Source organism: Bacteroides sp., assembly GCF_052357945.1.
Classification (GTDB): Bacteria; Bacteroidota; Bacteroidia; order Bacteroidales; family Bacteroidaceae; genus Bacteroides.
This window is the reverse complement of sequence record NZ_DAWCXD010000309.1, coordinates 1-1,729: the sequence shown is the minus strand read 5'-3', so window position 1 is coordinate 1,729 and position 1,729 is coordinate 1. Positions and strand designations below refer to the sequence as shown.

At 38.8% G+C, this 1,729-nt stretch carries 1 protein-coding gene and 1 pseudogene; both read left to right on the top strand.

Annotated features, from left to right (window positions below; translation table 11 throughout):
- Positions 1 to 562: pseudogene (locus ACT8YW_RS23195) on the top strand (chain-length determining protein); the annotation flags it as partial.
- A gap of 19 nt (positions 563 to 581) precedes the next feature.
- A partial coding sequence (locus tag ACT8YW_RS23190; RefSeq protein ID WP_444107275.1) for a sugar transferase occupies positions 582 to 1,729 on the top strand: 1,148 nt, incomplete at its 3' end.

Here is a 1,729-nt window from a genome sequence, read left to right as displayed (position 1 = left end):
TCAGAAGATTGAATCACTAAAGAGAAAGATTGCTGCTTCTGTAGATAAGAAAACCTCTATGACTACCGTTTCTGTGACTTTGCAGAGTCCTAAGGTTGCTGCAGTCGTTGCTGACTCTGTAGTTAAGAAGTTGCAGGAATATATCATAGACTATCGTACTTCCAAATCTAAAGAGGATTGTCTCTATCTGGAGAAATTGTTTAAAGAACGTCAGCAGGAATATTACGAAGCGCAGAGAAAATATGCCGATTATATGGACTCTCATGACAATATCATTTTGCAGAGTGTTCGTACCGAGCAGGAACGTTTGCAGAATGACATGAGTTTGGCTTACCAAGTATATAGTCAGGTTGCCAGTCAGCTTCAGGTTGCCAGAGCTAAAGTTCAGGAAGAAAAACCAGTGTTTGCTGTTGTAGAACCTGCTGTTGTCCCCTTGGAACCTTCGGGAACCAGTAGAAAGGTATATGTTTTAGCTTTTATTTTTCTATCAGTTTGTATTGTTATCTTCTGGAATTTATTCGGAAAAGATTTTCTGAATAAGTTCAAAGAAGTATGTGCCTAAAATCAATCTTTAATGTGATATGGTATCAACCACCAGTCAAATCAATAAATTTATAGAATTTGTAGCAGTTCTGGGAGATCTGATCATTCTGAATCTGGTATTGTTCTTTCTCCTTTTCTTTTGGGAAGAAGTATTTGTCTCTTTACCTTTTTCTTGTAGGGTTTCCTGGATGATGACTTCGTTAAGTCTTTGCTATCTGGCCTGTTCGGGCTCCCGTGGGAGAGTTTGGGACAGTCGGGGAATTCGTCCCGACCAACTTGTGTTGCGCGTGTTGAAGAATATTATAGCTTTTTCCATCTTTTGGGCATGTATCATGACTTTTAGTGGAATCTCTATTTATTCTCCTCTTTTTTTTGTCGCTTATTTCTCTTTCCTCTTTGTCATCTTAAGTATTTATCGCATTATTATCCGTCATTTCCTGATAGTCTATTGTGCTAAGGGCAAACATAGACGTTATGCCGTTTTTATAGGTGGAGGTAATAATATGCAGGTGTTGTATGAGGAGATGGAAAGTTCTCTGGCGTCTTCTCTATATGAGGTCGTGGGTTATTTTGATATTAAACCGAACGAAGCCCTTTCTTCGCAATGTTCCTATTTGGGTAATCCTGACGGTTTTTCAGATTTTATGTCCGCACACCCGGGAATCAAGCATGTTTTTTGTTCTTTGTCGATGGAGGAGGGGCGTTATAATTTCTCTATCATGAATCATTGTGAAAACCATTTGCTTTATTTTCATGGTGTTCCTAATGTATGTAAAGGTTTTCCTCGTCGTATCTGGCACAGTATGGTTGGCAATATGCCTATTTTGAATCTGCGTTATGAGCCTTTGGGTAAGATGGAGAATCGTATATTGAAGCGGATATTTGATATTGTTTTCTCCGGCCTTTTTCTAGTTACAGTTTTTCCTTTTGTTTATCTCATAGTTGGAAGTATCATAAAGTTGACTTCTCCCGGTCCTGTATTTTTTAAGCAAATGCGTACGGGGTTGAACGGTGTGGATTTTGTGTGTTACAAATTCCGTTCCATGAAAGTGAATGATGAAGCTGACAGTAAACAGGCTACAGCTGATGACCCTCGTAAAACAAGATTTGGAGACTTTCTTCGTCGTTCTAATATAGACGAACTTCCCCAGTTTATCAATGTCTTTAAGGGTGATATGTCGATAGT